The 25,879-nt window shown below is 61.9% G+C and carries 21 protein-coding genes and 2 pseudogenes; 18 read left to right on the top strand and 5 right to left on the bottom strand.

Features of this window, described 5'->3' with window-relative positions; all coding sequences use genetic code 11:
* Positions 1-42 precede the first annotated feature (42 nt).
* From F6X42_RS08020 to F6X42_RS08040, 5 genes are all read left to right on the top strand, one after another.
* Positions 43-1,248: an ABC transporter ATP-binding protein gene (locus tag F6X42_RS08020; protein ID WP_187633677.1), complete on the top strand. Its 1,206-nt coding sequence runs from the start codon at positions 43-45 to the stop codon at positions 1,246-1,248.
* A gap of 2 nt (positions 1,249-1,250) precedes the next feature.
* Positions 1,251-2,306 (top strand): ABC transporter substrate-binding protein, encoded by a 1,056-nt coding sequence (locus F6X42_RS08025; protein ID WP_187633678.1) that lies wholly within the window; start codon positions 1,251-1,253, stop codon positions 2,304-2,306.
* Positions 2,307-2,345: 39 nt separating this feature from the next.
* On the top strand, positions 2,346-3,602 hold the full coding sequence (locus F6X42_RS08030; RefSeq protein WP_187633679.1) for an ABC transporter permease: 1,257 nt from the start codon (positions 2,346-2,348) through the stop codon (positions 3,600-3,602).
* A 63-nt stretch (positions 3,603-3,665) separates the two neighbouring features.
* Positions 3,666-4,493 carry an ABC transporter permease gene (locus F6X42_RS08035; RefSeq protein WP_187633680.1) on the top strand — a complete coding sequence of 276 codons (828 nt, stop codon included), beginning with the start codon at positions 3,666-3,668 and terminating at the stop codon, positions 4,491-4,493.
* A 118-nt stretch (positions 4,494-4,611) separates the two neighbouring features.
* Positions 4,612-5,055 (top strand): SET domain-containing protein, encoded by a 444-nt coding sequence (locus tag F6X42_RS08040; RefSeq protein ID WP_187633764.1) that lies wholly within the window; start codon positions 4,612-4,614, stop codon positions 5,053-5,055.
* A gap of 194 nt (positions 5,056-5,249) precedes the next feature.
* On the opposite strand, the gene F6X42_RS08050 is transcribed toward F6X42_RS08040, so the two are convergent.
* Positions 5,250-5,849 (bottom strand): NADPH-dependent F420 reductase, encoded by a 600-nt coding sequence (locus F6X42_RS08050; RefSeq protein ID WP_187633765.1) that lies wholly within the window; start codon positions 5,847-5,849, stop codon positions 5,250-5,252.
* Positions 5,850-6,026: 177 nt separating this feature from the next.
* Here F6X42_RS08050 and F6X42_RS08055 point away from each other — a divergent pair, with 177 nt between their 5' ends.
* The 3 genes from F6X42_RS08055 to F6X42_RS08065 all read left to right on the top strand — a co-directional run bounded on the left by F6X42_RS08055 (position 6,027) and on the right by F6X42_RS08065 (position 10,350).
* Positions 6,027-6,917, top strand: a complete 891-nt coding sequence (locus F6X42_RS08055; RefSeq protein ID WP_187633681.1) for a LysR family transcriptional regulator — start codon at positions 6,027-6,029, stop codon at positions 6,915-6,917.
* Between the two features lie 325 nt (positions 6,918-7,242).
* The gene (locus F6X42_RS08060; protein ID WP_187633682.1) at positions 7,243-8,466 is read left to right on the top strand and encodes a YeeE/YedE family protein; all 1,224 of its coding nucleotides are present in this window, start codon (positions 7,243-7,245) and stop codon (positions 8,464-8,466) included.
* 231 nt (positions 8,467-8,697) lie between these two features.
* Positions 8,698-10,350 carry an FAD-dependent oxidoreductase gene (locus F6X42_RS08065; RefSeq protein ID WP_187633683.1) on the top strand — a complete coding sequence of 551 codons (1,653 nt, stop codon included), beginning with the start codon at positions 8,698-8,700 and terminating at the stop codon, positions 10,348-10,350.
* Positions 10,351-10,378: 28 nt separating this feature from the next.
* Here the strand turns inward: F6X42_RS08065 and F6X42_RS08070 are convergent, their stop codons facing one another.
* Both F6X42_RS08070 and F6X42_RS08075 read right to left on the bottom strand, forming a co-directional pair.
* Positions 10,379-11,281 (bottom strand): ATP adenylyltransferase family protein, encoded by a 903-nt coding sequence (locus tag F6X42_RS08070; protein ID WP_187633684.1) that lies wholly within the window; start codon positions 11,279-11,281, stop codon positions 10,379-10,381.
* Between the two features lie 51 nt (positions 11,282-11,332).
* Positions 11,333-11,818, bottom strand: coding sequence for an adenosine-specific kinase (locus F6X42_RS08075; RefSeq protein ID WP_187633685.1), 486 nt, complete (start codon positions 11,816-11,818; stop codon positions 11,333-11,335).
* Positions 11,819-12,106: 288 nt separating this feature from the next.
* Between F6X42_RS08075 and F6X42_RS08080 the strand changes: the two genes are divergently transcribed.
* The 3 genes from F6X42_RS08080 to F6X42_RS08090 all read left to right on the top strand — a co-directional run bounded on the left by F6X42_RS08080 (position 12,107) and on the right by F6X42_RS08090 (position 14,704).
* On the top strand, positions 12,107-13,414 hold the full coding sequence (locus tag F6X42_RS08080) for a tryptophan leader peptide (RefSeq protein WP_187633686.1): 1,308 nt from the start codon (positions 12,107-12,109) through the stop codon (positions 13,412-13,414).
* Positions 13,415-13,505: 91 nt separating this feature from the next.
* On the top strand, positions 13,506-13,835 hold the full coding sequence (locus tag F6X42_RS08085) for a hypothetical protein (protein ID WP_187633687.1): 330 nt from the start codon (positions 13,506-13,508) through the stop codon (positions 13,833-13,835).
* A 23-nt stretch (positions 13,836-13,858) separates the two neighbouring features.
* Positions 13,859-14,704 carry a GNAT family N-acetyltransferase gene (locus F6X42_RS08090; RefSeq protein WP_187633688.1) on the top strand — a complete coding sequence of 282 codons (846 nt, stop codon included), beginning with the start codon at positions 13,859-13,861 and terminating at the stop codon, positions 14,702-14,704.
* Between the two features lie 57 nt (positions 14,705-14,761).
* On the opposite strand, the gene F6X42_RS08095 is transcribed toward F6X42_RS08090, so the two are convergent.
* Positions 14,762-15,652, bottom strand: a complete 891-nt coding sequence (locus F6X42_RS08095; protein WP_222945521.1) for a LysR family transcriptional regulator — start codon at positions 15,650-15,652, stop codon at positions 14,762-14,764.
* A gap of 179 nt (positions 15,653-15,831) precedes the next feature.
* On the opposite strand from F6X42_RS08095, the gene F6X42_RS08100 reads away from it, so the two are divergent.
* The 3 genes from F6X42_RS08100 to F6X42_RS08110 all read left to right on the top strand — a co-directional run bounded on the left by F6X42_RS08100 (position 15,832) and on the right by F6X42_RS08110 (position 20,138).
* Positions 15,832-16,998: a mandelate racemase/muconate lactonizing enzyme family protein gene (locus tag F6X42_RS08100; protein ID WP_187633689.1), complete on the top strand. Its 1,167-nt coding sequence runs from the start codon at positions 15,832-15,834 to the stop codon at positions 16,996-16,998.
* A 148-nt stretch (positions 16,999-17,146) separates the two neighbouring features.
* Complete coding sequence (locus tag F6X42_RS08105; RefSeq protein ID WP_187633690.1) at positions 17,147-18,505, top strand: dicarboxylate/amino acid:cation symporter; 1,359 nt, start codon at positions 17,147-17,149, stop codon at positions 18,503-18,505.
* A 79-nt stretch (positions 18,506-18,584) separates the two neighbouring features.
* Positions 18,585-20,138: a methyl-accepting chemotaxis protein gene (locus F6X42_RS08110; RefSeq protein ID WP_187633691.1), complete on the top strand. Its 1,554-nt coding sequence runs from the start codon at positions 18,585-18,587 to the stop codon at positions 20,136-20,138.
* 46 nt (positions 20,139-20,184) lie between these two features.
* On the opposite strand, the gene F6X42_RS08115 is transcribed toward F6X42_RS08110, so the two are convergent.
* Positions 20,185-21,102 (bottom strand): class I SAM-dependent methyltransferase, encoded by a 918-nt coding sequence (locus F6X42_RS08115; RefSeq protein ID WP_187633692.1) that lies wholly within the window; start codon positions 21,100-21,102, stop codon positions 20,185-20,187.
* Between the two features lie 310 nt (positions 21,103-21,412).
* On the opposite strand from F6X42_RS08115, the pseudogene F6X42_RS08120 reads away from it, so the two are divergent.
* The 4 genes and pseudogenes from F6X42_RS08120 to phbB all read left to right on the top strand — a co-directional run.
* Positions 21,413-22,129: pseudogene (locus tag F6X42_RS08120) on the top strand (extracellular solute-binding protein); the annotation flags it as partial.
* Positions 22,122-22,883 (top strand): annotated as a pseudogene (locus F6X42_RS08125) (carbohydrate ABC transporter permease); the annotation flags it as partial. The pseudogenes F6X42_RS08120 and F6X42_RS08125, both read left to right, overlap by 8 nt.
* Before the next feature lie 102 nt (positions 22,884-22,985).
* Entirely contained in the window at positions 22,986-23,825 is an 840-nt protein-coding gene (locus F6X42_RS08130) for a phosphatidylinositol-specific phospholipase C (protein ID WP_187633693.1), read from the top strand.
* Positions 23,826-24,926: 1,101 nt separating this feature from the next.
* Positions 24,927-25,670 (top strand): acetoacetyl-CoA reductase, encoded by a 744-nt coding sequence (gene phbB / locus F6X42_RS08135; protein WP_187633694.1) that lies wholly within the window; start codon positions 24,927-24,929, stop codon positions 25,668-25,670.
* The last annotated feature ends 209 nt before the right edge of the window (positions 25,671-25,879 follow it).

The raw sequence follows: 25,879 nt of genomic DNA on the forward strand, positions 1-25,879 counted from the left end.
TTGCCGCGTCACGTGGACTGCCAACACTCTGCCGAGTTACCCATGTCAAGCCAACCATTTATTTCGTTCGCAGGCGTCAGCAAGTCCTACGACGGCGTACATAGCGTCGTCGAGGGACTCGATCTCGACGTTGCGCACGGTGAATTCGTTTCGCTGCTCGGTCCGTCCGGTTCCGGCAAGACCACGACACTGATGATGCTCGCGGGATTCGAAGCTCCGACGCGCGGCGAGATTCGCCTCGCCGGCAAGCGTCTGGACGACAAGCCGCCGCATCGGCGCGATATCGGCATGGTGTTTCAGAACTATGCGCTGTTCCCGCACATGACGATTGCCGAGAACGTCGCGTTTCCGCTGTCCGTGCGCAGGCTGAGCCGGAGCGAACAGAAAACGCGGGTGATGCGCGTGCTCGACATGGTGGAGTTATCGCATCTGGCGGCGCGGCGTCCGTCGCAACTGTCCGGTGGCCAGCAGCAGCGCGTCGCGCTCGCCCGCGCGCTGGTTTTCGAGCCGAGCGTGGTGCTGATGGACGAGCCGCTTGGCGCGCTCGACAAGCGTCTGCGTGAAACCATGCAATACGAAATCATGCGGCTCCATCGCGAACTGTCGCTGACGATCGTCTACGTGACGCACGACCAGAACGAAGCATTGACGATGTCGGACCGCGTCGCCGTCTTTTCCGATGGACGCATCCAGCAGGCCGCCGCACCCACCGAACTCTACGAAAACGCGGCGAATGCGTTCGTTGCCAATTTCGTCGGCGAAAACAATGGACTGACCGGTCGCGTCAATTCCGACGGGGGGGAATGGGCTGCGATGCAGCTCGCCGACGGCAGCACGGTGTGCGGACGCCCGGGCGTCGGGCTCGCGTCAGGCGACACGGCGGTGCTGGCGCTTCGTCCCGAGCGCGCGCACATCGCGGCGACGCCAGATGCTGTGCAGGAAGCGACACGGCAGAACATGAACGTCGTGCACGCGCTGGTCGAGGAACTCGTGTACTGCGGCGATCATCATCGCGTGCATCTGAAGCTCGGCCATGGCGAAAGCATGGTCGTCAAGGTGCCGAACACACAGCACCATGATCTACCCGCGCTCGGCCGTCAGACCGCCGTGACCTGGCGACGCGACGACTGCAAGGTGCTGCCCGCGGCGGCAGCCGCGCCGCCATCGGCAGCCGTGTCCGGCGGCGCCGACTATTCCACTGTTTCCGTTCCCTCGTCCGCCTCGCCACTTATCGCAGGAGCCAACTAGAAATGAAGACCACACGATCGTTATTCAGGACCACCGTCGCGGCGTGCGCGCTCGGGGTGGCTGCCACCGCCACGGTTCATGCGGCCGACACGATTTCCGTCGTCACGTTTGGCGGTGCGTACGAAGCTGCCGCGAAAAAAGCGTGGTTCGAACCGTTCACCGCGAAAACCGGCAACCAGTTCTCCACCGAGTCCTACGATGGCGGCCTCGCCAAACTTCAGGCGATGGAGCAGGCGAAGAACCCGACCTGGGACCTGATCGACCTCGAAACCAACGACGCGATCACCGCGTGCGACGAAGGCCTCATCGCGAAGTTCGACAAGAAGGCGCTCGGCAACACCAGTGACTTCCTGCCGGGCTCGATCAGCGATTGCGCCGTCGCGGCGATGGTGTGGTCCACCGTCTATGCGTACGACACCAGCAAGCTGAAATCCGCGCCGACCACCATCAACGATTTCTTCGACCTCAACAAGTATCCCGGCAAGCGCGGCATGCGCAAGTCGCCGAAGGTCGCGATGGAATGGGCGTTGATCGCCGATGGCGTTGCACCCAAGGACGTGTACAAGACGCTCTCCACGCCTGCTGGCGTCGACCGCGCGTTCAAGAAGCTCGACACGATCAAGTCGAGCATCGTCTGGTGGGAAGCGGGTGCGCAGGCGCCGCAGCTCCTCGCCGACGGCGCGGTCGTGATGACGCAGGCGTACAACGGCCGCATCGACGACGCCGTGCACAAGGACAAGAAGCCCTTCAAGGTCGTCTGGGACGCGCAGGTGTACGACTACGAATGGTGGGCCGTGGTCAACGGCGCGAAGCATGCCGACGCGGCGCAGAAGTTCATCGTGTCGGCCTCGACGCCGCAGGCCTATGCGGACCTGTCGAAGTACATCGCCTATGCGCCGCCGCGCAAGGACGCCATTGCGCTGATCGACAAAGCGCGTCTGAACGATCTGCCGACGGCACCGGCGAACTTCAAGCGTCCGCTGCAAATCAACGCGACGTTCTGGGCCGACAACGCGGATGCGATCAACAAGCGGTTCCAGAACTGGCTGACGCAGTAGCGCCAGATCGAACGAACGTCACCCGAGAGATCGAGCACGATGAACACGCCGCTGCCATCCACCGCCCCTTTTGGCCGCGGCCCGCAGGCCGCGAACCGCGAGTCGTTTCGCGCTGCGCGCCGCAAGGCCGCGATGCGCGCGCTGCTGCTGGCTTTGCCGTTATTGATCTTTCTGCTGGTGACGTTCGTTGCACCGATCGCGAGCCTGCTCGTGCGCAGCGTGCGGAACCCTGAAGTGCACGCCGGCATGCCGCGGTTGAGCGCGGCGCTGGCCGGATGGGACGGTGCGGGCGTACCCGGCGAACCGGCATTTGCCGCACTCGCGCACGACCTGAAGGATGACGGCGATCACGGCCAGCTCGGCAATATCGCGCGGCGCATGAACTTCTATCAACCGGAGTTCCGCAGCCTGCTCTTCAAGACGGCGCGTGCGATACGTTCGCAAACGCCCGCGCAATGGAAGCCCGCCCTGATCGATCTGGACGAACGCTGGAACGCGCCGGAAACCTGGCGTCTGCTCACGCGCGCGTCGATCTCGCCCACACCCGACTATTTGCTGAACGCCGTCGATGCGCAAGTCGCGCCTGATGGTTCGGTGACGTCTGTCGCGGCAGACAGTGCGGTCTACCGCGCGGCCTTCGAACGCACCGTCACGATCAGCGCGACGGTCACGCTGCTGTGTCTGGTGTTGGGCTATCCGGTCGCGTATCTGCTCGCGACACTACCGCAGAACCAGAGCAACCGGCTGATTCTGTTCGTGATCGTACCGTTCTGGACCTCGCTGCTGGTGCGTACCACCGCGTGGTATGTGCTGCTGCAACCAGGTGGTGTAATCAACAGCGCGTTGTCCCGCTTCGGGCTCATCGATCATCCGTTACCGCTTATTTTCAATCGCACGGGTGTGTTGATCGGCATGACACATATTCTGCTGCCGTACATGATCCTCGCAATCTTTTCGGTGATGAAAGGTGTATCGCCCGTGTATATGCGCGCGGCGCAATCCCTCGGCGCGCATCCGGCTGTGGCCTTCGTGCGCGTGTATGTTCCGCAGACGCTGCCGGGCGTCGGCGCGGGATGTTTTCTCGTGTTCGTGCTCGCGCTCGGTTATTACATCACCCCCGCGCTGCTAGGCGGTGCCGGCGACGAGATGATCAGCCAGCTGATCGCGTCGCAGACCAACGATCGGCTCAACTGGGGACTCGCGGGCGCGCTGTCGTGCTATCTGATCGCATTCACAGCGGTGTTCTATTTCATCTTCAACCGGCTGGTTGGTATCGACCGCTTGCGCTTCGGTTAATGCGCCGCGGAACTGGCGCTCATTCGTGTCTCATTCGTATAGTTGATCAACAGGCAGACCCAGATGAAAGACGGACGAACCCGGCTACTGTCGGAACGCATCGCGGGCGCGGGAATACGCGTGCATTGCGCGCTCGTTTTCTTTTTCCTCGTCGCGCCGATCCTCGCGATCGTGCCGCTGTCGTTCAACTCCGGCTCGTTCTTCTCGTACCCGATGCAAGGCTTCTCGCTGCGCTGGTACGCGCAGGCGCTGAGTTCGCCCGACTGGCAACGCGCGTTCGCGAACAGCATCGGCATCGGCGCGGCGTCGACGCTGATCGCGACGGTTCTCGGCACGCTTGCCGCGCTCGGCTTGAGCCGCGCGCAGTTTCCTTACCGCTCGATCATCATGCCCATCATCGTGTCGCCGATGATCGTGCCTATCGTTGTCGTCGCGGCAGGTTTTTATCTGGTCTTTTCGCCGCTCGGGCTGGTGAATTCGTATGTTGGCGTCGTGCTTGCGCATGCGGCACTCGGTACGCCCTTCGTGGTAATCACCGTGACGGCTTCGCTGCTGTCGTTCGATCAAAGTCTGCTTCGCGCAGCCTCGGGTCTGGGCGCGCAGCCGTGGGTCGCATTTCGTCGCGTCACGCTGCCGCTGATCACGCCCGCCGTCGCGACTGGCAGTGTGTTCGCATTCGCGACATCGTTCGACGAAGTGATCGTCATTCTGTTCATTGGCGGCCCCGCGCAGCGCACCGTGCCGCGGCAGATGTGGAGCGGCATCCGGGACCAGATCGACCCGTCGATCCTTGCCGTGGCCACCCTGCTGATGGTGTTCGCCGTTGCGCTGTTCGCGTGCATGAACTGGTTGCGCAAGCGCGCAGCGGCGGCCAGCCGCTCACTTGCCTGACCCGTTCGTGACACCGGCGTGATGCCCGTTACCGTTGCCAGCCTGACAGCGTGGCGATATGCTTCGCATCGCCGATAAACCACATGCAACGACCGAGGGTCGCGAAGGAAACCACACCATGCGATTACGACGCATCAGCGCACGCCGCTCACCCGTGCACGGCATGGGATTGTTCGCGCTGCAGCCGATCGCCGCGGGCGAACGGGTCATCGAGTACAAGGGGGAAGTGACCAGCTGGCGGCGCGCCGCCGCCCGTCAGCGAGTCGACGCTGGCCACACGTTCGTGTTTGGACTGTCCAATGGTCGTGTGATCGACGGCAGCCGTGGTGGCAACAGCGCCCGCTTTCTGAACCATGCGTGCGCGCCCAACTGCGAGGCAATCGAGATGGGCGAACGGGTGTTCATTCATGCGCTCGTCACGATCGCACCGGGGGATGAGCTTTTCATCAATTACGGTCTGACAGTGGACGGCGCGGTCACCGACGACATTCGCGCCCAGTACCGGTGTCATTGCGGTGCGCCGGCATGTCGTCGAACCATGCTGGGCAATGACGTGCAGTGATCGTAGTCGTGCCGTTCGATCGTGTTACCTCCGGATCATGCAGCCTGGCGCGCAACCTCGGCCTCCGCCGCACGGGCGAGGTCGATGTCGTTCAGCGCGTAGATCGCCGTATGTTTCGGGTCGTATCGGGCCGGCCAGATCACTTTGTCAATCATGTCGGTACTCCTTGTCTGTGTGCGTTTCAAGCGAAACCACTATTTGAACTTGACGAGATCCTCAAAGATCAGTCGAGCCCAGCTATTCCCCCTCGCCTGAACGAGCGAACCGCCCTCCTCGAGTGGTCCTAGCGAGATCGGCGCGAAACCAAGCCGTTCGGCCAAAGCCGCGACCGGCACCACCGCGCTGTCGTCGTCGCTCGACAGAAACACGACGCGGCGACCGCCCTTCACATTCGGGTCAGCAGCCAGAACGGCTGCCGGCAGATGGTTGAAGCCCTTGACGAAGCTGGCGCCGGTAAACGCTTTGGCGACGACGGCCGAGGACGGCTGGCCTCCCAGGTCTTCGACGGCAACACCGAACGCATTTGTCGCGTCGATGATCGTCTTGCCCTGCCAACTTGCAAGCTGCTTCGCAACCTCGCGGTGCTCCCAAAACGGTACGGCCAGAATGATGGTGTCGGACGTGATCGCATCCCGCAGCGTTGCGGGCGCCACAGTCGGGCCGATCGCTCGTGCCGGCTGCATCAACGTCTCAGGGGGGCGACGGCTGGCGACGGTCACGTCGATGTCCTTTCTTGCAAACGCGCGGGCGAGCGCCTGGCCTACCGCGCCAAAGCCAATGATCGAATAGCTCATGGAGACTCTCCTTTCGGGGATGATTTGTTCAGCCACGAACCCATGGTATTGGGAGAGCAGACGATTGATAATCAGCCGGTTTTTCATAAGACCGATTCTGTAGCGGAATAGATCGAAGACCCGAAATCGCCGACAATGACGCCATTTCGGTGTTGATTCACTTCCGGGCGGAATAGGATGGATCGGTTCTACGAACTGGACGCGTTTATCGCCGTGGTCGAAGCGGGCGGATTTTCGGCGGCGGCGCGCAGAATGGCCGCATCGCAATCCGCGATTAGCAAGGCTGTGGGCGCGCTGGAGCGGCGCCTGGGCGTCGTGCTGTTCAATCGAAGCACCCGTAGCGTGACACTGACCGATCAAGGGCAAACCTATTACGACCGGATCAAGCCGCTGATCGGCGAAATCGATGAGGCTAACAGCGAGCTCACCAGCCATTCACTGCAGGTGTCGGGCCCTATCCGGATCGCGACCGCGTCGACGTTCGGGCGTCTTCATGTGCTTCCGCTGATTCCCATGCTGTTGTCGCTGAACCCCGGTCTCGAGGTGGATCTCGTGTTGTCGGATTTCGTGCGAGATATGGTGGAGGATCGAATCGATCTCGCGATTCGAGTAGGCCCGGTCAACGATCCCGATACGGTCGTGAAGCGAATCGCGAGCACCCCGCTGGTCTGCGTTGGATCGCGTCGCTATTTCGAGCAGCACGGCATACCCGAAGATCCAGCGGAACTCGCCCATCAGAATTGCCTGCTCTACGGCGGTCTGACCGAATCGGCGAACTGGCCATTTCATGGGCCGCAAGGCCGGTTCAGCGTCGCCGTGCGAGGCAACCTGTCGTCGAACAGCGTCGAGACGATACGATCGGCCGTGCTCGCGGGTGTGGGAATAGGACTCTTCGCGAAGCTCTCGCTCGCCGAAGAACTCAAGGATCCCGACATCGTGACCGTGCTGAACGACTTCCTCCGGGACGCCCGTGATGTGAGCATCGTCTGGCCGCGGCGTCGTTTCGTGCCTGCGCGCGTGCGCCGGGTCACCGACTTTTTTGCGGCTGCGTTGCCGCAGCGCTTATGAAGCTGGAAACAGTCGACGAAGACGTTGATGGCGATTTCAAGGCAAATTTGAAATATCGCTATGACGGCTGGTTATTAAACGAGCGGCTTTAACTGGCGTCGATTCCCGTAAAGCCCGTGTGGCCGGCCTTCCAGGCTCGCTGCACGGCGCGCGCCCCGGATTGGCCATTCAAGGGCGTAAGCCTTGGCAGGCAGCGGCGCATTGCGACATTTCGGTATACTCGCGAGCTTTCCCTAGACGATCTTTCGCGGTCTTCTCCCGCGCAGCGACGGCCATCTCACCGACGTGCCGCCCTCGCGCGACAAGCGCGTCCGCCCCGCTCATCATGTCCGATCTTTCCACCTCGTTCGGCGCACCGCGCCGTCTCGTCAACATCAATCCGAAGCCGCTCGGCGTCGCGCTCGCGCTCGTCGTGCTCGGCGCGATCTATCTCGCGCAGACCGTCAGCGCGAAGCAGGCCGCACTGTATGTCCTCGGCGCGCTGCTCGGCATCACGCTCTATCACGCCGCGTTCGGCTTCACGTCCGCATGGCGCGTGTTCATCGCCGATGGCCGCGGCGCCGGCCTGCGCGCTCAGATGCTGATGCTCGCGGTCGGCGTGCTGCTGTTCTTCCCAGCGCTTTCCGCCGGCACGTTGTTCGGTCATCCGGTCGTCGGCGAAGTGTCGCCCGTCAGCACGTCGGTCCTGATCGGCGCGTTCATGTTCGGCATTGGCATGCAGCTCGGCGGCGGCTGCGCGTCCGGCACGCTGTACACGGTCGGCGGCGGCAGCACGCGGATGATCGTCACGCTGATCGCGTTCATCGTCGGCTCGGTGGTCGGCACCGCGCATATGCCGTTCTGGTCCGCGCTGCCGCATCTGCCGCCGATCTCGCTCGTGCAGACGCTCGGCGTCGGCCCGGCGATCGCGCTGAACCTCGCGGTGTTCGCGGCGATCGCCGCGCTGACGGTGCTGATCGAAAAGCGCCGTCACGGCCGTCTCGTCAGCGACGTGGATCGCGCACCGAACGCATCGCCGTGGCTGCATGGCCCGTGGCCGCTCCTCGCAGGCGGCGTCGTGCTCGCGATCCTCAACTTCGTGACGCTCGCGCTGTCGGGCCATCCGTGGGGCATTACGTCGGCGTTCGCGCTGTGGGGCGCCAAAGCGTTCTCCGCGATGGGCATCGACGTCGCGAGCTGGCATGTGTGGAGCACCGGCCCGAACGCGGCCGCCCTCGCCGCACCGATCAGCCACGACGTGAAGTCGGTGATGGACATCGGCATCGTGATCGGCGCGATGGTTGCCGCTTCGCTCGCCGGCCGCTACGCGCCGGTGTGGCGTCTGCCGCTGCGCTCGCTGATCGCGGCAATCATCGGCGGACTGATTCTCGGCTATGGCGCGCGCCTCGCCTACGGCTGCAATATCGGCGCGTACTTCAGCGGCATCGTGTCGGGCAGCGTGCACGGCTGGCTGTGGCTCGTCGCGGCATTTGTCGGCAACGTGATCGGCACGAAGCTGCGACCGATGTTCGGCCTCGCGGTCGAGCGCGTAAAGCAGACGGGTTGCTGATCGGACCGAGACTTCGCCAGACCGGCCGTCGTGGACCGGCAACAAGCCGTCCTTGACAACGCGTGAGTGCAGCATCGCGACCTGAAAATCCTATACTGGGTCCGTGCGGTTGCTGACTTCGCGCGTTGTCTGCGCATGCCTTTGCGCGAGTCCAATCGTCGGACATGACGCCTCTGAATTCCGGTGGACCGTGCGTTACGTCACCTGCCTGACAGGACGGAGGACGAAGCCATGCTGACGATCGACGACATCCGCGCTGTGCCGCTGTTCTCGACTCTCCCCGACAGCGAACTGGAGGACCTCGCGCACATATGCGCCGACCTGCATTTGTGCGCGGGCGAGTTCGCCGTCCATGAAGGCGGCGAGCGAGCGCTATACGCCGTGCTGTCGGGCAAGATGGAAGTCATCAAGTCTTTCGACGGCATCGAGCGAACCTTGGGCTGGCGTCTGCCCGGCACGATCTTCGGCGAAGTGCCGCTTGCGCTGAGTTCGCCGTTTCCTGGCGCGTATCGCGCGGCCGAGCCTTCGCGCGTGATGCGCGTCGATGCGCCGCAATACTATGCGCTCGCGGCGGCATCGCCGGACGTGGCGTTCAAGATGGGCGCGCTGGCGCGCGAACGCATCGGCGGGCTGCAAAGCCTTTCCGCCGAGCCGCCGAAGGCGCGCGTGACCATCGTCGGCAGCCGTTGGGACAATAGGTGCACGCTTCTGCGTCAGTTCCTCGCCCGCAATCAGATCAGCGCCGACTGGATGGCGCCGGATGCGCCCGAACTTGCCGCGCGCTGGCCTGGCACGTGTCCGACGGAAAGCGAATGCCCCGCTTTGCGCCTCGTCGACGGCACGGTGCTGAGCCGACCCGCGACACGCGAACTGGCAGGACTGCTCGGCCTTCAGACCCAGCCGCGTCATGCCGGATACGACACCGCGATCATCGGCGGCGGACCCGCGGGGCTCGCGGCCGCGGTGTACGGCGCGTCGGAAGGTCTGCGCACGCTGGTGCTGGAGCGCGAGGCGCCGGGCGGACAGGCGGGCACGTCCTCGCGCATCGAAAATTACCTCGGCTTTCCCAACGGTGTTTCCGGCGATGAACTCGCGAGCCGCGCGCTGCAACAGGCACGGCGGCTCGGCGCGGAGATTCTGGTGACGCGCTCGGTCGAGCGCATCGATGTGCAAGCGCGGCAGATTCATCTCGATGACGGCGACGCCGTGCACGCTCGAACGATCATTCTCGCGACGGGCGTCACGTGGCGGCGGCTTGCAATCGACGGCTTCGACCGCTTTATCGGCAAGGGTATTTACTACGGCGCGGCGCGCAGCGAAGCGAGCGCGACGCACGGGCTCGATGTCCATCTGATCGGCGGCGGCAATTCGGCCGGCCAGGCCGCGTTGTACTTCGCCAATCATGCGCGCAGCGTGACGCTCGTCGTGCGCGGCGACTCGCTCGAAAAGGGTATGTCGCGCTATCTCGTCGAACAGCTTGCGGGCAAGACCAATGTCGCGGTGCGGTTGCACTCGGAGGTCGTCGCCGCGCACGGTGAAACGCATCTGACGGCCATCGACATTCGCGACTCGACGAGCGACGAAGTCCGCCGGCACGACTGCGGCGGTCTATTCGTCTTCATCGGAGCGGATGCGCAGACGGAATGGCTGCCGCCCGAAATCGCGCGCGATGTGCGCGGCTATGTTCTGACCGGCGACGACGTCGTCAAGGCGGGACGCTGGTCGCATCAGCGCGATCCTTACCTGCTTGAATCGAGCGTCGCTGGCGTGTTCGCGTGCGGCGATGTAAGGCTGAGCCCTGTGAAGCGCGTCGCGTCAGCCGTCGGCGAGGGCAGCATGGCGATTGCTTTCGCGCACAGGTACTTGCAGTCGGACGGCGTGTGAGTCTGTCGCTCGATCGTGTCGCGCGGCGCTATATATTGGCAGGCAGCGCGACGCGTTCCAATACCGTCATCGGACCGAGCCTTTCGATCACCTCCCGCTGCGCCGCATCACGCACGAAGAGCGCACCGGCAAAGCCGAGCGCGTTCACCGAGACCCCTTCGACACGCTCTTGCGATCTCGGCACCAGCAGCATCCAGCGCCGCGTGACGAGCAGGTTGTAGGGCGTCGCGTGGCAGGATGCACGGTCGATTTCGACCGCGCCGACACCCGCCGCGTCGAGCAGCGCGCGATAACGGGAAAGCGCCCGTTTGGCCGCATCCGCGCGCGGCCATTCATCCGCGTCGAAGCGTGCGAACGCATGCCGAAACGGCAGACCCGACAAGCGCTTGCGCGCACTGAGCAAGGGCTCGATAGGCACGGGCGGATCGGTTTCCCCGAGCGGCAGCGGTACGATCTGCAGATGCTTGTGCGGCTGGCTCGCGCCCGCTTGCGTGCCCGCGTTGTAAAAACCGATGCCGTCGAACTCGGCCATGCACGTCAGCAGCGCTTCGAAATCGGCAAGATCGAGCAGCGCTTGCTGCTGTTCGAATTCGCGCGTGACGATCAGCAGATGATGATCGATCACGTTGAACTTGTTCAGCAACGCGACATGCGTGTCGGAGATATCGGCGACGAACAGATCGGGCTCGTAGGGAAGAAATGGATTCGCGTGAGGGCGCTGCTGCGTCTGAAGCTTTCGCGCTTGCTCGCGCTGCTGCTCCTTGCGCGTCAGGCTCGACACCTGACGCACGACAAAGCGGATGCCGCCGCTGCCGATCACGGACTGTTGCGTGTGAATCGGTTGCAGTGCACCGCAACTCAGTGCATGTTCGGTCTGTCGCAGAACGGCGCGCCACAGCGTACCCGGAATCAGGCGTCGTTGTTGTTCCATAGGATGTCGGCAGGCGCGGCGGCGCGCGAGAAGCGAGTGAAAGCGCAGCCGCTACAGCTTGTACCCTATCGTGCGCAACAGATCCTTGCGCCATTGAACGTCTTCCGCGCTTTCGATGCCGACCGGCGAAAAACCATCGATCACGCCGACGATGCCGCGGCCCTGATCGGTTTCAGCGATCAGCACTTCGACGGGATTCGCTGTGGCGCAGAAGATGCGGCAGACCTCGGGCACAGCCTTGATCGTGTTCAGTACGTTGACGGGGAAAAAGCCGTCGCCCAGAAACACGAAGAAGCCATGGCCCGCGCCGACGTTGGTTGCGTTCTGGCATGCCATCTCGACGAGGCTTTCGTCCGTGCCGGAGCGGCGCACGAGGCGCTTGCCCGAAGCCTCGCAGAACGCGAGGCCGAACTTGATGCCGGGCACCGTCCCGACCATCGCCTCGTGAATATCCTCGACGGATTTGATGAAGTGACTTTGCCCGAGAATGAAGTTGGTCGCTTCGGGCTTGACGACCTTGACGGCGGACAATTGCATAGTGGACCTCGCTCGATCGCGGCAAAACGCCGATCCGGCTTCTAGCCTAGTACTAACTGCGCGTGAGCGAAACCTCGACCGGCCACTTGCCGCCTTCGCACCGCACGTTCATCATCAGTCAGCAGCCGTCCGGGTTGGGCGGCGCTTTAACGTTTTGACCCGCTTTAAAACCCGTCGGGCCGCGGCGGGCTCTTCGAGTCAACAAGGTCAACCGCCGGTTTACGCCCCTCACCGAGTGTGCAAGTATCTTTACCAACGCGTATCCCGCACACTCTTGCGAGGCTCACGATGGCCTGGAAACTGTGGAAAACCGAGAAGCGGTACGACGAGACGCGAAGCTGGCCGAGCGATACGCATCAGTCGTTGAAGCAGTTGCTGGATATGTACATGGGCAGCGACTCGCCACCGTTTGCGAACTGGGCCGCGCCTGGGATCACCTTCACGCCCGATGTCGAAACGCTCGGCCGAAATGGAGTCCGGGGATATCAGCTGGCCCTCTGGTTGTGGCTTTTTGCCGAGAAGCACGGCACTATCGCGGCGAAAATGGTGCGTGAATCCTTGTGTCTGCTCGCCGACGCGATGCAACCGTCGTCCGGTGACAAGATCGACTCGCTCCTCGACCTCGCAAACCGGCTGGCGCATTCTGTCGAGGCCCTGTCCGCTCGACAGCGCACCTTCAGGCTGGAGGATCTGTCCGTAGAGCTACCGACGGAGTTTTTCCTCGCTACAGCCTTCCTCCGGCTCGCACCGGACTCTCCTTATGCGGGAACCGAAGGCGCCAACCTGCAAGGCAATGACTACAAGCTGGCCGACTGTTTTCGCCATGCAACGGAGGAAGGGCTGGCGGTATTCCGGCCCATGATAGACGCGGTCGACTTCGACGCGAAATCGCTGCCCGACTGGAGATGGAGCGCTCATCCCGGCGCTGCCGAGCGACACCTGCAACGACGCCACAACAATCCGCTTTTCGCGCTTCATCGCCAGATGGTGACCGCTCACAACGTCTATGAGGCAAGGCTTGCCGATGCTCAGGCCATTCAGGACATCAGAAGCGAGCTTAATGAGCGTGGCCGCTCATTCTCCGAGACGACCGAATTGCCGTTGAACTGGCAGCCCTTCCTCGAAGCATACCGGGACCACGTCGACCGGCTCGAGGAACGCCGGCTCGTTGTCGGCGGACAGAGCACGTCCCTCGGCAATGCAATCGCAGCGTTGCGCGCCGACATACTCACAACCTGGCGCGCTTCGCTTCACAACAACCGGCACAGTCTCGCGACGCTGGAGCAGGAAGAAGCGAAACGGGCTGAGCGACGGACGCTGCTGTATGGATGCGAGTGGACCGCTCAGCTTTTGAGCCACGGGTCCCTGATTCCGCCAGAAGAGGTCGTGCCCGCCCTGCTAAGCGAGCCTCCCTCCGAACTGGAAAAGGCGGTGACAGGCCTGCGGGGCGAACCACGGCTGCATCAGACGCTTGCGCAGTGTTGTGCAACTGCGCATCGGCTTGTGAACGAGCTTCGCGCGGCTGGCCGTCAGCTTCCCGATATCGACGACAAGCTGCGCATTCTGGATAGTGCGCCCGGGCAGTCGCCGGACTGATAATCTTCCCCGCGTTCTGTGTTTTGTTACCTTTGGGTCCAGCGCGGATTGCCGGCGACCCTCATGCCACGCACGACCACAAAGGCCACTTATGAATTCTTCCTCTCGCGACCCGCTCGATGTAGCGACAGAGGCGGTAGCTACGCTTTCCAAATACCTGGAACTTTCGCTCGACAAAGGAAAGAGCCTGATTTTAGTGCTTTCGCAACGCGAAAATTGCCAGGTCTATCTTGGTGATCCTGGCGAGCCAGACGCCGACTGGACAAGCTGCGCGGCCATTCAGAACACCGTGGTCCGCGCGCTTCTGGAGGCCACCCGGTCGGGACTCAACCAATTGATCATTGAAGGGCAGTCCTACCGCTTCGTTCGGACCTTCGCGCAAGTGGCCGAGCATGGAGCTGTCGTCTTCACACCTGCATAGACCTTGTAGCCAATCACGTCATCATGGATGATCGTAGCGATTTCCTTGTGCGCAACATGTCATCCAGCGAGGTCGATCTGGCGATCGAATGGGCTGCGGCGGAGGGGTGGAACCCAGGCCTGCACGACGCGCGATGCTTCAGGAATGCGGACCCCAATGGCTTTTTCGTCGGTACCTGGCGCGCAGAACCGGTGGCCTGCATCTCGGCAGTCGCCTACGATGAGCGCTTCGGTTTCATTGGCCTCTATATCGTCCAGCCGGCGTATCGCTCGAGGGGTTTCGGTCTGCGCATCTGGCAGCACGCCATGGGCTATCTGGGCGATCGTACGATTGGCCTGGACGGTGTCGTTGCACAGCAGCAGAACTATAAAAAATCCGGCTTCCAGCTTGCGTATCGCAACATCCGCTTCCAGGGTGTGGTGCGAGCCGCGGCGACGCCAAATCTGACGAACGCGCGGGATGTACCCTTCGCGCAACTGGTCGCCTACGACAGCGCATGTTTTTCGACCGGCCGTTCCCGGTTCCTTGCGGACTGGATTGCGCAACCACAGGCGTTGGCTCTCGCGGATGTGCGGGACGCCCGGATAAGAGGATACGGCGTGCTGCGCCGTTGCAGAACCGGCTACAAGATCGGTCCGCTTTTTGCCGACGACGCACAGATTGCCAACGATCTGTTCGACGGACTGGTCGCGAACGTCGCAGGCGAAGTCATCACGTTGGACGTCCCGGAGATCAACGCCGCTGCCGTAGCGCTCGCTGAACGCAACGGCATGGTTAGCGCGTTCGAAACGGCGCGAATGTACACTCGCGCCGCGCCGGCGATTCCCGTGCAACGTGTGTTCGGGGTGAGTTCGTTCGAACTAGGTTGACTGCAAAGTTCAAGGTGCTGAAAAAAATGGTCGGAACGCGATTGACCGTCTCGTCGATCACTTTGCCCTCTTCTTCCTCTCCGAAACTTCGACGGTAGCGTCGACCGGTGTGAACGGCGCCTGAAAATGATCGACGAGAAAATCGATGAAGGCTCGCGCCCGCGCCGTCTGATTGCGCTGCCTGGGGTAATAGACGAATAGATCCGCCGACGGGAGCACGGTATTCGGCAGCACCAGCTTAAGGCGCCCGCTCTGCACATACTTGGCCAGATCCCATTCAGAGCGAATCAGAATCCCATGACCGTCGAGCGCCCACCGAAGGGCAATGTCGCCATCATTGCTCGATAGCGCCCCCTTGACCTTGATCGCCTCGATGTGGTCGTTCACGATGTAGCGCCACACGCCATAGGCATCATCGTTCTGCCGATGAATGATGCAGCGATGCTGATGCAGATCCTCCACGCGCTCGGGCGTGCCAAACCGTTCCAGATATTTCGGGGATGCGCAAAGAAAACGGCGATTGCTCATGATGCGCCTCGCGCTCAGGCGACTGTCGGGTAGCTCGCCGAATCGTATCGCCATGTCGAAAGCGCCTTCGACCAGATCGACCGGCCGGTCTGTCACCTCGAACTGAACTTCGACATTCGGAAAACGCTTCGCGAAGTCAGAGACGAGCGGTGCAATGGTCGTCCTGCCAAAGCCTAGCGTCGCGTTGATGCGCAACGGCCCATGCGGATCGCGTCCAGCGCCGGATATGGCCTCCTCCATCTCGCGGACCTGCCCGACGATCTGGGACGCATAGCGCAGATAAGTCTCTCCCTCGGGCGTCAGGCTGACGCTACGCGTGGTCCGGTTGACCAGACGCGCGCCGAGCCGCTGCTCGATGCTCCCCAGCCGCTTGGTCGCCGCGGGCGGACTGAGATCCAGCGCCCGTGCGGCGCCGGACATGCTTCTGAGTTTTGCAAGGAGAATGAAAAATTCAAAGTCGGAGGCGGGAGCATTACTCACTTGGAGTGAAATATGTAGTGAACGTAGGTGAATTCTAACAAGCTCTATCGCGACTAAGCTAGGCACCACATTGAAGCCGGGGTGGCTCAATAACTGTTCAAATCTCTGGAGACAGTGGCGTGAGAATCGTTGAAATCCGCGAAAAAACCGTTCCGATCAGTTCCCCGATCCGGAACGCCTATATCGACTTCAGCAAAATGACCCTGAGTCTTGTCGCCGTCGTGACGGACGTGATCCGCGACGGCAAGCCGGTGATCGGCTACGGCTTCAACTCGAACGGCCGTTACGGCCAGAGCAAGCTGATGCGCGAGCGTTTCGTCCCGCGCCTGCTCGAGGCCGACCCTGCCTCGCTCGTCGATGACGCCGGCGGCAACCTGGATCCCCACAAGATCTGGGCGACGATGTTCATCAACGAGAAGCCCGGTGGCCATGGTGAGCGGTCCGTCGCCATCGGCACGATCGACATGGCCGTCTGGGACGCGGTGGCGAAAATCGCCGGCAAACCGCTGTTCCAGCTCCTCGCGGACCGGTACGGCAATGGTCAGGCCAACCGCAAGATCTTCGTCTACGCGGCGGGTGGTTACTACTATCCGGGCCAGGACCACGAAAAGCTCAAGGATGAAATGCGCAGTTACATCGACCGGGGCTACACGGTCGTGAAGAAGAAAATCGGCGGCGCCTCGCTCGACGAAGACCTACGGCGCATCGACTCCATCCTGAGCGTGCTGCAGGACGGCCAGAAGCTCGCGGTCGATGCCAATGGCCGCTTCGATCTCGATACGGCGATCAGGTACGCAAAGGCCCTGTCGCAGTACGACCTGTTCTGGTACGAAGAGGCGGGCGACCCGCTCGATTTCGAGTTACAGGCAACGCTGCGCAACTACTATGACAAGCCGATGGCAACCGGCGAAAACCTGTTCTCGATGCAGGATGCCCGCAACCTGATCCGCTACGGCGGTATGCGCGCCGATCGTGACTGGCTGCAATTCGATTGCGCGTTGAGCTACGGCCTCGTCGAATATCTGCGAACGCTCGACATGCTGCATCAGCATGGCTGGTCGAGGAGCCGTTGCATTCCCCACGGCGGGCACCAGATGTCGCTCAACATCGCGGCGGGCCTCGGACTGGGTGGCAACGAATCGTACCCGGACCTGTTCCAGCCATATGGCGGCTTCCCGGACGGCGTTCGCGTCGATAACGGATATATCACGATGCCGGAGCTGCCCGGCATCGGCTTCGAAGGCAAATCCGACCTGATTGCCGAGATGCGCAAGTTGGCCGAATAACGCCCGCCCCTCAACCGCACCGACAAACGTTTTCGGTCGAATGGTTCATAACAGGACGGAACAAAGCCGGCGCAATGCGGCCTTCCCACGCTCGTGCGCGGGAAGGCCGCATTTTTCCCTTTGAAGACGCCACGCACAGGAGACAGACATGCCAGTATCGAAAGCAGGAAGAGCACTTTCCAAGCTGTACGTTCAGGTCCTTATCGGGATCGTGGCCGGTGTCCTGCTGGGCCACTTCTACCCCGATATCGCCTCACAGATGAAGCCGCTGGGCGACCTGTTCATCAAGCTGATCCGGATGCTGCTTGCACCGATCATTTTCGCGTCGGTCGTGGTCGGGATTGCGCGCATGAACGACCTCCACCTGGCCGGGCGGGTGGGCGTGAAAGCCCTGTTGTATTTCGAACTGGCATCGACGGTCGCGCTGATAGCGGGCATGGTAGTCGTGAATGTCATCAAACCTGGCAGCGGAATGAACATCGATCCCTCGCAAATCGATGCCGCTGCGATTTCGGCCTATACGCACGCGGCGCAGCAACACGGAATGCTCGACTTCTTCATGAGCATCGTTCCGAATAGCATCGTCGGCGCATTCGCCAATGGCGAGATGCTTCCCATCATTTTCTTTTCCGTGCTGCTTGCGATCTCGCTGGCAAAGCTCGGACCCCGTGCCGCCCCATTCGTCGACATGCTCGACATGTTCCTTCAAGGCATGTTCGGCATCGTGCGGATCGTGATGTACGTTGCTCCGATCGGCGCGTTCGGGGGCATGGCCTTCACCATTGGCAAATACGGCATTGGTACGTTGGCATCGTTCGGCGAGTTGATGCTTTGTCTGTATCTGACTTCGTTCTTCTTCGTGTTCGTCGTGCTTGGCCTCGTGATGAAATTGTGCGGGCTATCGCTGTGGAAGTTTCTCCGCTACATCAGGGACGAGATTCTCATTACGCTCGGCACTGCGTCGACCGAAGCGGTGTTGCCGCAGATGCTGATCAAGATGGAGGCGATGGGCTGCCCTCGCCCCGTCGTCGGCATGGTGTTGCCCACCGGCTACACGTTCAATGCCGATGGAACGGCGATTTATCTGACGATGGCGGCCTTGTTCATCGCTCAGGCGATGAACGTCCACCTGAGCCTGTGGGACCAGTTTCTCGTGCTCGGCGTGCTTCTGCTCACATCGAAGGGCTCTGCCGGCGTGGCCGGGGCGGGATTCGTTGCACTGGCCGCGACGCTAGCCTCGATGCACAAGATTCCCGTGGAAGGCCTCGTGCTGCTGCTCGGCGTCGACCGCTTTCTCAACGAGGCGCGCGCAGTGACGAACCTGATCGGCAATGGCGTTGCGACCGTCGTCGTCGCTCGCTGGGAGGGGCAACTCGACAGGGACATGGCGCGCGCGGTGCTGAATCGCGAGAGCCCGGCTTACTTGCATACCCCCGGTGCAGCCGCGCAACCGGCAGTCACGTCGGCAACGGCGACCGAATCGGCCGTGCGTTCCAGCGCGCATTAGCCGAATCATCATCGATAGAGCTGCACTTTTCGGGCTGGATGCCGTTAATGCAACGGTATCTCACTCCACCGGATTCAGCATGAAACTCACCATCAAGTTCCGTCTTCTCGCCACACTCACATTGCTCGGGTTCCTGCTGACGGTGATCGGCGCGCTGGGTATCGCCGGCATGCGTGGTTCCAACCAGGCAGTTGCGCAGGCGTACACCAACGACGTGGCTGCCGCGACCGCGCTCGGCAGGTCCAATCTGAACCTGACCATAGTGCGCACCACGCTCGACCGCGTGCTGTTGCACCCGGAAGCATCGGATAGAGCCGCACTCATCGATAAGGCGCGCAACTATCTCGCGGTCTCTGAGATGGCCTGGAAAGAGTACCGCGCACTGTCCGTCTCCGACGAAGAGGCTGCCTTGTCGAAGGCTGTGGCCGACGCCCGCCAAGCGATGCTGCATGGTGCACTCGAACCGATGATGGATGCGATGAGCCGTGGCGATCATGAAGCCGCCGATCACGATGCGATGGTCGTGATGCCACCGCTGTCGGCGGCTCTCACGCAGAAATCCGCGAATCTGGACAAGTTTCGCAACGAGCAGGGCAACGCGCGTTACACGGCGGCACAGGACCGGTACGACATGCTTGCGACCATTACCGGAATCGCGATCGCCGTCGGTCTTCTAACCTGCGTCACATGCGGCTTCACGCTGCTTCGCGCAATCTCGCGCCCGATCGACATGACGGTGCGCCATGTCGAGCGACTCGCTCAGGGTGACATGTCGCAGGAACTGCGCTTCGACAGTGCCGATGAAATGGGTCGCCTCGTCACAAGCGTCGGGCAGATGCAGAAGGACATCGGCACGATGATCGAACAGATCGCACGCGGCAGCGAATCGATCGCGTCCGCGACCCAGCAGATCTCGGCTGGCAACGCGGACCTGTCGTCGCGCACCGAGACGCAGGCCGCGTCGATCGAGGAAACAGCCGCGAGCATGGAACAGCTCACCAATGCTGTCACGGAGAACGCGGCGCACGCGCGTGAAGCGCGCGAACTGGCCGACGCGACGAATGCGACGGCCGGCGCGGGCGCGCAGGTGGTGCGTCAGGTCATCGCCGCGATGAGCGACATTCAGGACGGCGCGAAGAGGATGGGCGAGATCATTGGCGTAATCGAAGGCATCGCGTTTCAGACCAACATCCTGGCCTTGAATGCTGCTGTCGAAGCCGCTCGCGCCGGAGAGCAAGGGCGTGGTTTTGCCGTGGTGGCTGGCGAAGTACGCAATCTCGCCCAGCGCTCAGCGACAGCGGCAAAAGAAATCAAGGAACTGATCGACGCGTCGACGGCGCGAGTCGCCGACGGTTCGCGGCTGGTCGGTCGCGCCGGTGAGGCCATGGGCGAAGTACAGACGGCCGTCAGCCGCGTCACGTCGATCATGAGCGACATCGCGACGGCTTCGGCCGAACAGAGCGATGGCATCGAGGAAGTCAATCGCGCGATTACGCAGATGGACCAGATGTCTCAGCAAAATGCCGCACTCGTGGAGCAGGCAGCCGCCGCGGCCGCGTCGCTAACCGAGCAGACGGGTCTGTTGACGAAGGCGGCTGGCCGATTCCGCTTTGCGTCGATGTCCGACCGTTAGAGTCGGCGTGCAAAGCGGAAAGAAGTCTGTCGCCCGCGCCGCCCAGCTACGGCTTTTTCGCCGTCAGGTATGCGATGCGCGCCGCGCCGAGCTGCTTCCCGCTTTCGAAAATCGCCCGCATTCGACCTTCGAGGTACTCTCGCTCGTCGCGCGTGAATTGCTTGTCGAAGATCTCTTCCAGGGTCGGCGCCAATGGGTGAGGCGAAGTACGAACAAACGTTTCCCAACGCAGACAGTCCTCGGTTCGCACATCGATGTGCAATTCCAGATGAATGTCGGTGAATCCCGCATCGATGGCGAATCGGACAAGGTCGCGCTCACCATAGTTCGTGATGGGCAGCGTGCGCGCCTTTTCCTCGGTGTCAGGAAACTGGGCCGCGCGGCATCGGAGCAGCAGAGGAAAGAATGGGTCATCGGTCTGGATCGCGCGAGTATCGACCAACCGCTTGAGCATGCAAACCTCGAGTGCTTCGTCACGCAGGATGGGCTCTGCGATGGCGAAGCGGCCACCTGGTTTGAGTATGCGGTAAAGCTCGCGCATGGCCGCGGGCTTGTCTTCCACATACGCCAGAACCGCGCGCATCGTGGCTGCATCGACGGCTTCGTCGGCAATACCCGCAAGGTTCTCAGCGGAGCCGTGTATGTACGTACACTGCCCGCTCACACCCAGGGTGCCGGCGGTCTGTTGGGTGTGCCGGAGCAACGGCGCGGAAATATCCGTCATCACCACCCGGATCGAGGCGCCGGCTCGTTCGATCGCCCGGAATCCCACGAGACCATCGCCCGTCCCGATGTCCGCCAAGGTCATGCCGGAACGAAGGCGAACGAAATCCAGCACGCGGTCCGCGTATCTGGTGATCTCAACGCGGACGCTGTCCTCATGCGCGCGATCGTCGCCATGGCGCAGGCTCAGAATCCATTTCGACCAGTTGTCGTGAGTTACGTCGTTCGTGGGTGGCGTCAAAATAGCGTTTCCGGGCAATCGTGAAAAATACGGCGGATGATAGCTTCAGAACCTGAAGACGTCCTTAACGAATGGAATTCGGAACGTCCAGGTAAGCGCATGACGCCCGCGTGCGGGTTCGAACATTACGCGGCAACGCTGCTTGCTGACACATGTACGTCATGATAGGTTGCTGAAATCCCGCTGCCGCAATCTGGCATCTATTTTTCGCGACGCCACGCGCGATGAAAATAAAGCGGGGTGGGTTGCTCTGGACTCATCGTACGCATACGCCTTTCCCCCCAAGAGGAATTCAAGAGCCATGGCTTCAATGATCCAGCGGACTACCCTGTTCGCTTGCTTCCGCGCGGATTGCGTGTTCATCGCCGCGCCTGGCGCGCATGCCGCGGATCTCGTGATCGCGGGCCGCGACGACATCTACGGCCGCGGACTCGCGCAGGCGGTGGACGGCTACAAGAAACAGCACCCGGGCGTCGATATCGAGTTGCTGAAGCTGCCGAACAACGATCTCTATCAGAAGCTGAAGCTCTCGTTGCGCGAAAACACGCGCGCCTATGACCTGGTGAGGATGGACGACACCTGGTCCCCCGAATTCATCGCCAACGGATGGCTTCAGCCGCTGCCCGCCACGCTCGCGGATGCCGACATGGTGACTTCCACGGTCTCCCTCGGACGCGCGTCGACGGGCACCTTGTACGCGATGCCGGTCGTCGGCAACGTCGAGATGTTCGCCTATCGCAAGGATCTGCTGGCGAGTCGCGGCCTGCAGCCGCCGCGCAGCTGGGACGACGTGCTGAAGATCGCCCAGACCATCGGTACCGCCGACAAGGACGTTTCGGCTGTCGTGTTTCGCGGTGTGAAGGGCAACCCCGTCGTCACCGGTTTTCTGCCGATCCTTTGGGCCTATGGCGGAGAAGTCGTCGACACGAACGGCAAGGCCACGATCGATTCGCCACAAGCGCTCGCCGCGCTGAAGATGCTCCTCGCCCTGAAGAAGTGGGCACCGAAGGACGTCGACGGTGCTGCCGTGCGTATGGATGGTTGGCGCGGCCTTCACGCCGACGCTGGAACGCCTCGCTCATCCGCTTGCGTTGTGGCCTTCCGCGCCGACGGTCGAGCATTTCGCGGCGGTGTGGGAAAGCGGCATGGCGCAGTCGGTGCTGAACTCGGTGTGGGTCGCGCTGGGCGCGACGTTGCTCGCGCTCGCGCTGGCTTTTCCAGCCGCCTATGCCCTCGCGCGACTTGCGTTTCCGGCGCGACTCGATCTGATGTTCCTGATGCTCGTGCTGGCACTGAAGTTGATGCCGCCGATTACGGTGGCCGTACCGCTGTTTTCACTGGCCAAGTGGCTACATCTGCTCGATTCGCTGTTCGGCCTCGTACTCGCGTACCAGCTGTATGCGTTGCCGATGGCGATCTGGATGTTGCTGCCGTTCGTGCGCGACGTGCCGATCGAATTCGAAGAGGCGGCGGCGCTCGATGGCGCCAATCTCGCGCAGCGCATCGTCTTCATCGTGATGCCGCTGTGCGCGCCGGGCCTCGTCGCCACCGCCATCTTCGTGTTCATCATTGCATGGAACGAGTTTCTGCTGGCGCTGCTGTTCGTCTCGTCGCCGAGTCATTTCACGCTGCCGCTCGCAATGGCGGGTTACGTCACCGAGAACGGCATCGACTGGGGTGAACTGATGAGCGCAGGGGTGATCTCGTCGGTGCCGACGCTTCTGCTCGCGGGTTATGTGCAGCGCTATTTGCTGCAGGGCTTCTCGGGCGGATTGAAGTAGCGGACTCCAATTCCATGCCGCCGTTGCAGCAGACGCTTTGCCTATCCAGAGATTTTCTTGCACCCTGCCCTGACCAATCGCACAGCTTCACCGGCTGACTGGATGTCAGCCATCGATGGCAGCCGATCGCTGTCCGCACTGACGTTGCCGGGCAGCCACGACACCTGCGCCTATTCGGTCGATGACCGGCTCGCGCGCACGCAACGGGCCACGCTCGACGATCAGTTGCACCATGGCGTGCGGGTCCTCGACATCCGCTGCCGCCATCAGCGCGATCGCTTTGCGATTCATCACGGCGGCATCCCGCTGGGTCTGACTTTCGACGATGTGGTGCGGACATGCGCCCAGTTTCTCGCGCGTCACCCCGGCGAATGCATCGTCATGTCCGTCAAGGACGAATGGCCCGCGCATGACTGCGCCCGCACGTTCAGCGCGACCTTCGAGTGGTATGTGCAACGACACGCGGATGTGCGCTGGCACCTTGCTTCTGAACTGCCGCAGCTGGAGGCGGTACGCGGGGGCATCGTGCTACTGCGGCGCTTCACGAGCGAGCAGCCGCTTGGCATCGACCTGACGGACTGGCCCGACAACGCGACGTTTGATATCGACGATGTGCCGGCGCCGTTCACCATCCAGGACGAGTTTCGCGTGCCGGTGCCGGCATCGATCGCTTACAAATGGCGCGCGATCGATTCGCTGCTGGAACTCGCCCCCGGTTTGTGCGACGTGCGCTGGGTCATCAACTTTTGCAGCGGCACGGGGATGGCGGCACCGCCGGCAGTCGTGGCGTTTGGCGATACGCAGCATCGCGGTATTCACGAGCAGCTTGCCGAGCGTCTCGCGGCTCGGTTGGAGCCATGCGGCACCCTTATGCTCGACTTTTGCGACTGGAACGGCTGGCGTCTCGTCCACGCGTTGATCGACCGCAACTGGAGCCGATAACCCTTCGTTGCGGGAATGACATTGCCCGCAAACATCAGCGTGGTTCCTTGTTTGCCGGAGGTTGCCGCGGTTGCGGCCTCGATTCCTGCCCGCGCCGCGCAGGTTCACGCGTACAGGCGTCCGGGGGCGCCACATAAGGAACGTCGTCGCGGCAACACGCATACACCGGAAACCCGTACGCGTTCGTGCCGACGATGGTCGTTGGCCCGTGCAGCGGGCACACCGCCTTCATCGCGCCTCCTTGAAACTCATCGATCGATCGTTTCCATCTTACGCTTGCGCGCTCTCACCGCGGTTGACACGCATTCACCATGCATGCCGAAGGCAGGGGTCGGCCGAATTGTCAGCTCTTGCATAAAGTGCAATGATGCATGCGCTGTACTGTCACGTCATTGGGCCATCGCCATGACAGATTGGGTGCCCCGGGAAGTAACCGGACAGCGCAGCCATCTTATGCGGGCCGTCCGCTTCCTTCATGCGGGCATTCAAACGTCGCGTTAGCGCGACAACTCCCTCCTCAAGGGAGTTTTTAACCAGGGTATTTACCTAGGGTCCCGTCTCGAAAATTTAACATTTTGAAGTTAGAATGAACCCTCTAAAACCTGTCGTCATGTCATTTCATGACAGGTAAGGAGTTGAAACATTGAATACCACAGCGCAACACCGGCCAAACTGTGTTTGGCGCGCTTAGTTAGTCTTACTAATGACGACCTTCGCCAGGAGAAGCAATGGAACGCCTTTCGTCCAAGATTTGCTGAAATTCTGCCGAACGAATGGGTCGATTTTCGTTTGGGATCGCCAGCGAAGCGTTTGAAGGGCACAGAAACTCGCCGGCCTGACCTCCTGGCCGGAAGCATCATTCGGGGCATCCGGAACTTTGAGCAGTGCGCCGGCGCGGCATATCTCTGCTCGCTGACGCACCCGGCTCCATTCGCGCAATACAACAAGCCATAAAAACCCGCGCAGTTCGATCAATGCTGAAGCCGTTCCTCCCATCACGCTGGAGGCGGCAACATGTTGTGGCAAAGCAATGGCGGGTTATGCGAGACGGCCATTGGATATTCATGATCCTCGCAGACATTACGATCACGGATGGCAAGGATGACGAAGCGAATCGTAGTAGTAACGGGTGGCATGGGCGGCCTTGGAGAAGCGATCAGTACGAAACTGCACGACGCCGGATACGCGGTGGTAGTCACGCACTCGCCGAACAACACCGGCGCGGACAAATGGTTGGCAGACATGGAAACTCAGGGCCGGCGCTTTCGCGCTTACCCGGTCGACGTGGCCGACTACGACTCATGCCAGCGTTGCGCGGCCACGATTCGGGCCGAAGTCGGCCCCGTTGACATCCTGATCAACAACGCGGGCATCACCCAGGACATGACACTCCGGAAGATGGACAAGGTCAACTGGGACGCGGTCATCCGCACTAATCTGGATTCGGTCTTCAACATGACGAAACCGCTGTGCGAAGAGATGGTCGCACGAGGCTGGGGGCGCATCGTCAATATTTCGTCCGTCAACGGCTCCAAAGGCTCGGTCGGCCAGACCAACTACGCCGCGGCCAAGGCTGGCATGCACGGCTTTACCAAGTCGCTAGCGCTGGAAGTGGCGCGCAAAGGGGTCACGGTCAACACGATTTCGCCGGGCTACCTGGCCACGAAGATGGTCACCGCGATTCCGCAGGAGATCCTCGATACGAAGGTCCTGCCGCATATTCCGATGGGACGTCTGGGCAAGCCCGAGGAAGTCGCGGCGCTCGTGCTCTATCTGTGCTCGGAGGATGCCGGCTTCGTGACCGGCTCCAATATCGCGATCAACGGTGGCCAGCATATGCAGTAACGCGACGCACCGCGCGGGCACGCTCCGGAATCGGACGAGCCAGCGCGAACCATTCACGCAACACCCCTGTGCTTCCATGAGAGAGGAACGTGTCATGAGTGAAACCTGGATGGGCCTGATCATTGGGGGCTCGGCCCTCAGCATCGCAATGCTTATGGTGATTGATCACTATCGCCGTGAGCGCAGACGGGCAAGACTGCTACGACATC

Source organism: Paraburkholderia podalyriae (assembly GCF_014397785.1).
GTDB classification, from domain to species: Bacteria; Pseudomonadota; Gammaproteobacteria; order Burkholderiales; family Burkholderiaceae; genus Paraburkholderia; species Paraburkholderia podalyriae.

Bases quoted from the DNA above. Each gene is read 5' to 3' on its own strand.
- F6X42_RS08075 (WP_187633685.1), bottom strand. From the start codon at position 11,818: ATGCAATTGTCCGCCGTCAAGGTCGTCAAGCCCGAAGCGACCAACTTC.
- F6X42_RS08050 (WP_187633765.1), bottom strand. From the start codon at position 5,849: ATGAGCTATTCGATCATTGGCTTTGGCGCGGTAGGCCAGGCGCTCGCC.
- F6X42_RS08035 (WP_187633680.1), top strand. From the start codon at position 3,666: ATGAAAGACGGACGAACCCGGCTACTGTCGGAACGCATCGCGGGCGCG.
- F6X42_RS08105 (WP_187633690.1), top strand. From the start codon at position 17,147: ATGCCAGTATCGAAAGCAGGAAGAGCACTTTCCAAGCTGTACGTTCAG.
- F6X42_RS08070 (WP_187633684.1), bottom strand. From the start codon at position 11,281: ATGGAACAACAACGACGCCTGATTCCGGGTACGCTGTGGCGCGCCGTT.
- F6X42_RS08085 (WP_187633687.1), top strand. From the start codon at position 13,506: ATGAATTCTTCCTCTCGCGACCCGCTCGATGTAGCGACAGAGGCGGTA.
- F6X42_RS08095 (WP_222945521.1), bottom strand. From the start codon at position 15,652: ATGTCCGGCGCCGCACGGGCGCTGGATCTCAGTCCGCCCGCGGCGACC.
- F6X42_RS08090 (WP_187633688.1), top strand. From the start codon at position 13,859: ATGGATGATCGTAGCGATTTCCTTGTGCGCAACATGTCATCCAGCGAG.
- F6X42_RS08065 (WP_187633683.1), top strand. From the start codon at position 8,698: ATGCTGACGATCGACGACATCCGCGCTGTGCCGCTGTTCTCGACTCTC.
- F6X42_RS08030 (WP_187633679.1), top strand. From the start codon at position 2,346: ATGAACACGCCGCTGCCATCCACCGCCCCTTTTGGCCGCGGCCCGCAG.
- F6X42_RS08060 (WP_187633682.1), top strand. From the start codon at position 7,243: ATGTCCGATCTTTCCACCTCGTTCGGCGCACCGCGCCGTCTCGTCAAC.
- F6X42_RS08130 (WP_187633693.1), top strand. From the start codon at position 22,986: ATGTCAGCCATCGATGGCAGCCGATCGCTGTCCGCACTGACGTTGCCG.
- F6X42_RS08025 (WP_187633678.1), top strand. From the start codon at position 1,251: ATGAAGACCACACGATCGTTATTCAGGACCACCGTCGCGGCGTGCGCG.
- F6X42_RS08020 (WP_187633677.1), top strand. From the start codon at position 43: ATGTCAAGCCAACCATTTATTTCGTTCGCAGGCGTCAGCAAGTCCTAC.
- F6X42_RS08110 (WP_187633691.1), top strand. From the start codon at position 18,585: ATGAAACTCACCATCAAGTTCCGTCTTCTCGCCACACTCACATTGCTC.
- F6X42_RS08055 (WP_187633681.1), top strand. From the start codon at position 6,027: ATGGATCGGTTCTACGAACTGGACGCGTTTATCGCCGTGGTCGAAGCG.
- phbB (WP_187633694.1), top strand. From the start codon at position 24,927: ATGACGAAGCGAATCGTAGTAGTAACGGGTGGCATGGGCGGCCTTGGA.
- F6X42_RS08080 (WP_187633686.1), top strand. From the start codon at position 12,107: ATGGCCTGGAAACTGTGGAAAACCGAGAAGCGGTACGACGAGACGCGA.
- F6X42_RS08040 (WP_187633764.1), top strand. From the start codon at position 4,612: ATGCGATTACGACGCATCAGCGCACGCCGCTCACCCGTGCACGGCATG.